The 8,173-nt window shown below is 45.3% G+C and carries 5 protein-coding genes; 3 read left to right on the top strand and 2 right to left on the bottom strand.

Annotated elements, in window-relative coordinates; genetic code table 11:
• Positions 1 to 122 (top strand): zinc ribbon domain-containing protein (locus FTU77_RS10345; protein ID WP_180005585.1); only part of this gene is annotated, 122 nt, incomplete at its 5' end.
• A gap of 100 nt (positions 123 to 222) precedes the next feature.
• On the opposite strand, the gene ppc is transcribed toward FTU77_RS10345, so the two are convergent.
• Together ppc and FTU77_RS10335 are read right to left on the bottom strand one after the other, a co-directional pair.
• Positions 223 to 2,907: a phosphoenolpyruvate carboxylase gene (gene ppc, locus FTU77_RS10340; protein ID WP_180022903.1), complete on the bottom strand. Its 2,685-nt coding sequence runs from the start codon at positions 2,905 to 2,907 to the stop codon at positions 223 to 225.
• A gap of 152 nt (positions 2,908 to 3,059) precedes the next feature.
• On the bottom strand, positions 3,060 to 3,683 hold the full coding sequence (locus FTU77_RS10335) for a TetR/AcrR family transcriptional regulator (protein WP_180011056.1): 624 nt from the start codon (positions 3,681 to 3,683) through the stop codon (positions 3,060 to 3,062).
• 151 nt (positions 3,684 to 3,834) lie between these two features.
• On the opposite strand from FTU77_RS10335, the gene FTU77_RS10330 reads away from it, so the two are divergent.
• Entirely contained in the window at positions 3,835 to 4,941 is a 1,107-nt protein-coding gene (locus tag FTU77_RS10330) for an efflux RND transporter periplasmic adaptor subunit (RefSeq protein WP_180055732.1), read from the top strand.
• Positions 4,941 to 8,078, top strand: coding sequence for an efflux RND transporter permease subunit (locus tag FTU77_RS10325; RefSeq protein WP_180055731.1), 3,138 nt, complete (start codon positions 4,941 to 4,943; stop codon positions 8,076 to 8,078). Before FTU77_RS10330 ends, FTU77_RS10325 begins: the two co-directional genes overlap by 1 nt.
• Positions 8,079 to 8,173 lie beyond the last annotated feature (95 nt).

Raw genomic sequence — 8,173 nt, 5'->3', positions numbered from 1 at the left:
TTGGAATAAGAGAATGGGAGTGCATGAGCTGTGGTACAGCTCATGATCGAGATATAAACTCAGCTCTAAACATTCTTGCGCTTGGGCATAAGCGTCTAGCTGTAGGAATCACCCTCTTTTAAGGGGGGGAGGATGTCAAATATTCCAAAATAAATTAAAACCAATATGACTGGTCAAAAAAAAAGCACACAGTTCTGTGTGCTTTTTGAAAACTTGGAAGATTTAGCCAGTGTTACGCAAACCTGCCGCAATACCCGCGATGCTAACCATCAACGCATGGTCGACTGGGGTATTTTCAGCTTGACGCTCGGCAAGGTATGCACGGCGGCGTTTCATCAGTTCGGCTTGTAGTAAATGTAGCGGCAATAAATAAGGCTTACGCACCTTCATGGATTGGTCGAGCACATCGTTACTGCTGAGTAATTTCGATTCACCTTTGAGTGCTAATAGCGTTTGTACCGCATCACGTAAACGCTGACGTAACTCTTCGCCCAACTGTTTGAGGTCTGCGTCATCAGTCAGATGAGACTCATAATACAGCGCCACATGACCATCGGCTTTGGACAAGACCATTTCCAACATATCAATCAGGGTTTGGAAATACGGCCATTGCTCTAACATTTCTTCGAGTGTCTGCTTTTGACCTTGATCAATCACTTGATTAATCGCAGCACCAGTACCGAGCCAAGCAGGAAGCATCAAACGGATTTGCGTCCATGCGAACACCCAAGGAATCGCACGTAATGACTCAATCCCACCGCTAACTTTACGTTTGGCTGGGCGTGAGCCGAGCGGTAACATTTGTAGTTCCAGTTCTGGCGTTACAGTCCGTAGGTATTTTACAAAATGCGGATTTTCACGCACGGTTTGACGATACACCTGTACCGACAGATCCGTCATGCTGTGCATGAGCTGACGCCATTCCTGTTTCGGTTCAGGCGGTGGCAATAAGGTCGCTTCTAAGGTCGCAGCGGTGTAAATTTCCAAGTTTTGTAAGGCAATGCCTTCTAATCCAAACTTGAAGCGAATCATTTCCCCTTGTTCTGTGACACGGATCGCCCCTGAAATCGAGCCTGGTGGCTGTGAAAACAGCGCTTGCTGTGTCGGCGCACCACCACGGCTGATTGAACCGCCACGGCCATGGAATAATGTCAGTTGTACATCATGTTTTTTCGCAACTGCGGTTAATTCTTCCTGTGCACGATACTGCGCCCAGTTTGCCGACATAAAGCCCGCATCTTTGGCTGAGTCTGAATAGCCAATCATCACCTCGTGTTTACCCTGAATATGCTGCTTATACCAATGCATATTAAATAGGGTATTCATGGTACGGGCTGCACCATCCAAATCTTTTAAGGTTTCAAACAGTGGCACGACACGTAGCGCTTGTTTGATGCCGGCTTCTTTTTGCAGTAACAATACGGCCAAGACATCACTTGGATGTTCGGCCATGGAAATAATATAAGCCCCTAAACTTTCAGGTGGCTGTTCTGCCAAAGTGCGCATGGTCGCAAAGACTTCTTGTACATCTGGATGTTCAATCAGGCTTTGTTTTGGCTCATTTAAAAACTTCGGTAGCAGTGGACGTTTGCTTTGCAGTTCCTGAATCAAGAAGTTTTGACGGGCTTGCTCCGTCCATGTTTCAAAATTGCCTAAACCTAAATATTCAGTAATGGCAGAAATCGCTTGGCGATGACGAGTCGACTCCTGACGAATATCGAGTTTGAGTAATTCGATACCGAAGCAATTCACTCGATGAATAAAGTCGAGTAACTGACCATTGGCAATTTCAGGTAAACCGCTGTCAATCAGTGAACGGTAGCAAACCAATAGTGGATCGAGCAGCTCATGGCGGCTTTTAATGACTTGGCTATCGTCAGCATCTTCACCACGGAGTTTTAGTGCCAACCAGTGACGAGTGGCTTTGAGGCGTTCCCGCGCATCACGTAGATATTCACGATACGGTTCAGGGTGGAAATGGCCCAAAGCATCACTGAGTTCTTTACTGCATTCTTGAATCGAAAGTTCCCAACGTAGGTCTTCGATATCGCGTAAATACAGGTCGGCAGCTTTCCAACGTGAAAGCCAAAGCACTTCTTGAGTAATGTTATGGGTGACGTTTGGGTTGCCATCACGGTCACCGCCCATCCATGATGCAAAGCGCACAGGGGCAACATTTAAAGGCAAGGTCTTGCCACAATGATCTTGAACCATGCCATCCAATTCACGCATGAATTTGGGTACAGCATTCCACAAGGTCTGTTCAATGGTCGTGAAGCCCCATTTAGCTTCGTCGACAGGCGTCGGGCGGTGTTGACGAATTTCGTCGGTTTGCCATGCCGAGCAAATCAGTTGTTTTAAATCATCCAGTACGGCTTTGCGTTCGCGTGGCGTAAGTTTTTGCTGATCCATTTTAAACAGGCAATCATTAATCCCATCATATTTTTGGATCAAGGTACGGCGGCTGACTTCAGTTGGATGTGCAGTCAGGACCAGTTCAATTTTTAATTCACAAATTTGTTGGAACAGTTGTTCCGCACTGATGTTATTGCTTTTAAATTTTTCAAATAAATGATCGAGTGGATTCGGTGATGGTGCTTGCTCATCAAACTCACTTTGGCGACGGCTGCGCACCACATTGTATTGTTCGGCAATATTGGCAAAGTTGAGAAAGTGTGTAAATGCACGGGTCAGTGGCAGAATTTCTTCATCTTTTAAATTTAAAAATAATTGTTCTAACTGTTTTTCGGCTTCAACTTGTCCATCGCGCGCGCCTTTAGACAAAGCACGAATTTGCTCTACCTGATTAAACAAATCTTGTCCTGCATGCTGCTTTAGGGTTTCACCCAATAAATTGCCCAGTAAGCGCACGTCTTCACGTAATGGAGCATCAATTTGTTGAATCATTTGTTATTTCTCCGTGTATTCCTGTCTCGACTATACCCCGAAAGTGCTGTGGCAAAAGGGGGTACAGACAAAAGTCGGATGACTTTTCTAGGTAAATGAGCAATAGCTATGCCATTTGTTTCAGTTTAGCGTTGAAATATTTCAGAAAATGCTTAGCTCTGCGTGCTGAGTTGATATTTCAGCATAAAGATTTCGATGGCAGAGTGAATAATGGCTTGCCGCTCTGCTGCTTCAGGTACTGGGCGCATGCCCAATAAAACCTCTTGATGGCGTAGTCCCATCAGTAGCGACACAATCAGTTCAGTTTGTCGGGCAGGGTGATCCTGCTGAATGAAATTTAAAGCTGCTGCATCTTGAAAAAAGTTTTCCCAGACTTGGCGCATTTTTAAATGTGAGGCACGGAAAAACTGTTCCACCAAAGGACTGTGTTCGGCAGCCAACTCCAAAAGTAATAAATCCAGTTTAATGGCTTCAGGCAAATTCATGATGTTCAGCCCCAACTCACAAATTTCAACGAAAGCCTGCATAAAATGACTTTCGCTGTGCAGATGTCGCGGGCGGGTATTCAAAATATATTCACAGGTGTCTTCAATCGCACTGGTAAATAAGGTGGCTTTGTCCTGAAAATGATTATAGACCGTCAGTTTGGTGACCGCTGCATGTTGGGCAATCTGATTCATGCTGCAACCGTGATAGCCCATTTCTAAAAATAATTGTTTTGCAGACTCTAAAATCCGTTGTCGTTTTTCTAAGTCTTTTGGGCGGCCGACATTCATTTGCTGAAAAAATTCCAAAAAAGGCGAAAAGGTCATTGATTTAGGATAATTAATCTAATTAATGTACCGCATGGTTTATTAATTAAAAAATAACCAAATTAATTGAATAATATTCTGCCCTAAAAAAGACTTTTTATTAAGAGCGAACTTCATGAGTACGATTAAGATCACAGTTGTCAGCATGATTATCGTTTGCAGTGTGACCTTATGGGGATGCAGCAAGGATAAAGCCCAAACGGAACAGGAAGTGCCATTTGTGATGGTGACTCAGCCAGGCGCCACACATTTTGAACAAAAAAGTTATGCGGGTGATGTACAAGCACGCCAGCAAACAGCTTTAGCGTTTCGGGTTGGCGGTCAAATCACTGAGCGCTATGTCGATGTTGGAGACCAAGTCCGAGTCGGGCAAGTCTTGGCAAAATTAGACGTCAAAGATGCACAGTTGCAACTGAATGCAGCACAAGCGCAGCTTGAAAGTGCGCGTTCCGCTGCACAAATTGCTGAAGATGAACTAAAACGCTTTAAGCAATTATTGCCAGTCAATGCTGTGAGTCGTTCGCAGTACGATGCGGTGGAAAACCAATATAAAGCAGCACAGTCGAATTTAAAGCAAGCGCAATCCAATTATGATGTGAGTCGTAATCAGACCGGTTATAACCAATTAATTGCCAATAAAAATGGGGTCATTACTGAGCGTAATATTGAGATTGGTCAAGTGATTGCAGCAGGACAACCGGCATTTCAATTGGCGATTGCAGGTGAACGTGAAGTGGTCATTGGTGTGCCTGAACAAGCGGTTACTGAAATTAAAACAGGGCAGGATGCATGGGTCACCTTGTGGTCGAAACCACAGGAAAAATTTGCAGGCTATGTGCGAGAAATTAGTCCTGCTGCTGATCAGTCTCGTACTTATAGTGTCAAAGTGGCATTACGTGAAGGCAATAGCGCCATTCAACTGGGGCAAAGTGCACGGGTATCTTTAACCAAAGCACAGCAGAATGTTTTGCATGTGCCGTTATCGAGTGTGTCTGCGAGTGGTCAGCAGGCGTATGTGATGGTGGTCAATGCAGATAATACGGTACGTAAAGTTCCAGTAAGTTTAGGCGAATATGGACGTGATAGCGTGCCCGTACTTAGTGGTCTGCAAGCAGGGGATTTTGTGGTGGTTGGCGGCGTGCATTTGCTCCGCGAAAAACAAAAAATACAACCTGTTGATCGTGAAAATCGTGCAGTACACATTCAGACAGGAGTTAATTAATGAATTTTAACTTGTCTGAGTGGGCACTGAAAAATAAAGGATTAATCCTTTATTTTATGATTCTGCTGGGCATCGTTGGGATATTTTCTTATTCCAAATTGTCGCAGAGTGAAGACCCGCCATTTACCTTTAAAGTCATGGTGATTCAGACCTATTGGCCTGGTGCAACAGCCAAAGAAGTTTCGCTACAGGTCACCGATCGGATTGAAAAAGAACTGATGACCACGGGGCAGTATGAACGCATTATGGCATATTCACGTCCGGGTGAATCCATGGTGACCTTTGTGGCCAAGGACAGTTTACGTTCGCAGCAAGTCCCCGATGTTTGGTACACCGTGCGTAAAAAGGTCAATGATATTCGCCATCAATTACCATCTGGTGTGCAAGGTCCTTTCTTTAATGATGAGTTTGGTGACACCTTCGGTAATATCTATGTGCTCACCGGCAAAGACTTTGACTATGCCACCATGAAGGAATATGCCGACCGTTTACAGCTCCAGTTACAACGGGTCAAAGACGTTGCGAAAGTGGATTTGATTGGTCTACAAGATCAAAAAGTTTGGATTGAAATTTCCAACACCAAAGCTACGCAAATGGGCATACCTGTGACGGCGATTCAACAAGCCTTGCAGCAGCAAAATACGGTTGCCAGTGCCGGCTTTTTTGAAACCAATTCAGACCGGATTCAAGTGCGTGTCAGTGGTAATTTACAAAACATTGATGAACTGCGTCAGATGCCCTTATTGGTGAATGGACGAACGATTCAATTGGGTGATGTGGCAGATGTACATCGTGGCTTTAGTGATCCACCGCAGCCTCGTATGCGTTTTATGGGCGAAAATGGTTTAGGCATTGCCGTGTCGATGCGTAAAGGTGGCGACATTCTGGCTTTGGGTAAAAACCTTGAAACAGAATTTGCCCGCCTGCAAAAAACCTTGCCCTTGGGCATGGAACTGAAAAAAGTGTCGGATCAGCCTGTAGCCGTGAAGCGCAGCGTCAATGAGTTTATGAAAGTCCTCGCTGAGGCGGTGATTATCGTCCTATTGGTGAGCTTCTTCTCCTTGGGTTTCCGTACGGGATTGGTTGTGGCATTTTCCATTCCATTGGTCTTGGCCATGACTTTTGCTGGCATGCAGATGTTTGATGTTGGGTTGCACAAGATTTCTTTGGGGGCGTTAATTCTCGCACTCGGTTTATTGGTGGATGATGCGATTATTGCCGTCGAAATGATGGCGATCAAAATGGAGCAGGGCTATAGCCGGTTACAAGCCGCCGGACATGCATGGCGGACCACTGCATTTCCAATGCTGACAGGCACACTGATTACTGCGGCTGGCTTTTTGCCGATTGCCACAGCCGCATCGAGCACAGGCGAATATACCCGCTCGATTTTCCAAGTGGTCACCATTGCATTGGTGGTGTCATGGTTTGCAGCAGTACTGTTTGTTCCCTATCTAGGGGATAAATTACTACCCGATTTCAACAAAGACTTAGTACAAAAATCCCCGTGGTATCAGCGCCTGTGGGCACGTTTACGTAAGCAGCCCGAACCTCAGCCGATGGTACATCATGCCGGCGAACATCATGATCCTTATCAGTCTCCGTTTTATCAACGTTTCCGTGGTTGGGTCGACACTTGTGTGACCTATCGCAAGACGGTGATTGCCGCGACGGTTGGCATTTTTGTGTTATCGATTTTAATGTTTAAAACCGTACCACAGCAGTTCTTCCCACCGTCAAACCGTGCTGAAATTTTAGTGGATTTAAAGCTTGAGGAAGGCGCCTCACTGAAGGCCACAGAAGCGGCCGTAAAAAAAGTCGAAGCGTTCTTGTCGAAAAAACAAGGCATTGATAATTTTGTGGCTTATGTGGGGACAGGTTCGCCGCGGTTTTATTTACCTCTAGATCAACAGCTACCTCAAGCCAGTTTTGCTCAGTTTGTGGTATTGGCTTCATCTTTAGATGATCGCAATGAGATCCGCCAGTCATTAGCAGAAGAAATTCGTAAGCTTTTACCTGAAGTACGTACTCGGGTTTCACTTTTAGAAAATGGTCCACCCGTGGGTTATCCATTGCAGTTTCGCGTGTCGGGTGAAGATCTAAGCTTGGTGCGTGAGTGGGCACAACGGGTGTCTGCAAAAGTCAGTGAAAACCCGAACACCACCAATGTGCATTTGGATTGGGGTGAGCCAAGCAAAGTCATTAAACTGGACATCGACCAAGATCGCGCACGTCAAATGGGGGTTTCCAGTCTAGATCTGTCCAATTTCCTGAATAGTTCAATCAGTGGTGCAGTGATTAATCAGTATCGTGAGAAACGAGAGCTGATTGAAATTCGGATGCGTGGTGATCAAGCCGAGCGATTGGATGTCGGTTCTCTCAGCAGTTTGGCTGTACCGACCAGCAATGGTGGTTCAGTGCCATTGGCGCAGATTGCGAAAATTGAGTATAGCTTTGAAGAAGGTTTGATTTGGCATCGTAACCGTTTACCGACCATTACTGTGCGCGCGGATATTCGCAGTAAATTGCAACCTGCAACGGTGGTGGGTGAGTTAAAAGATTCATTTGATCAGTTACGTGCAGAGATGCCGAATGGATATCTCCTCGAAGTAGGCGGTACTGTGGAAGAGTCAGCACGTGGTCAAACTTCTGTAAATGCGGGCATGCCATTATTTCTCGCAGTTGTCATGACTTTGTTGATGATTCAATTACGCAGCATGTCACGGGCGATGATCGTATTTTTAACTGCACCTTTGGGCATTATTGGCGTGGTGTTATTCCTGTTATTGTTCAATAAACCCTTTGGTTTTGTGGCAATGCTCGGCACGATTGCACTGTCAGGAATGATTATGCGCAATTCACTGATTTTGATTGATCAGATTGAACAAGATATTCAGTCTGGGGAGTCGGCTTGGGATGCGATTATCAATGCGACGGTACGTCGTTGCCGTCCAATTGTGCTGACTGCATTGGCCGCTGTATTGGCGATGATTCCACTTTCTCGCAGTATTTTCTTCGGTCCAATGGCCGTGGCGATTATGGGTGGATTGATCGTGGCGACCCTGCTGACCTTGTTCTTTTTACCTGCGTTATATGCACAGTGGTTTAAAGTGAAAAAAACTCAGCAGAATCCTTAAAAGTGCCATAATATTGGGTGCGAAATATTGAATTTTTCTCTATAGTAGCACCTGATCTACAAAGACATTTTTAAAAAGTAAAACAACCACAAGTG

Source organism: Acinetobacter sp. YH12142, from assembly GCF_013418435.1.
GTDB lineage: Bacteria > Pseudomonadota > Gammaproteobacteria > Pseudomonadales > Moraxellaceae > Acinetobacter > Acinetobacter amyesii.
This window is presented reverse-complemented; position numbering and strand designations above follow the sequence as displayed.

What these genes read in the sequence shown, in the direction of transcription:
- FTU77_RS10325 (WP_180055731.1), top strand. Translation starts at nt 4,941, where the DNA reads ATGAATTTTAACTTGTCTGAGTGGGCACTGAAAAATAAAGGATTAATC.
- FTU77_RS10335 (WP_180011056.1), bottom strand. Translation starts at nt 3,683, where the DNA reads ATGAATGTCGGCCGCCCAAAAGACTTAGAAAAACGACAACGGATTTTA.
- FTU77_RS10330 (WP_180055732.1), top strand. Translation starts at nt 3,835, where the DNA reads ATGAGTACGATTAAGATCACAGTTGTCAGCATGATTATCGTTTGCAGT.
- ppc (WP_180022903.1), bottom strand. Translation starts at nt 2,907, where the DNA reads ATGATTCAACAAATTGATGCTCCATTACGTGAAGACGTGCGCTTACTG.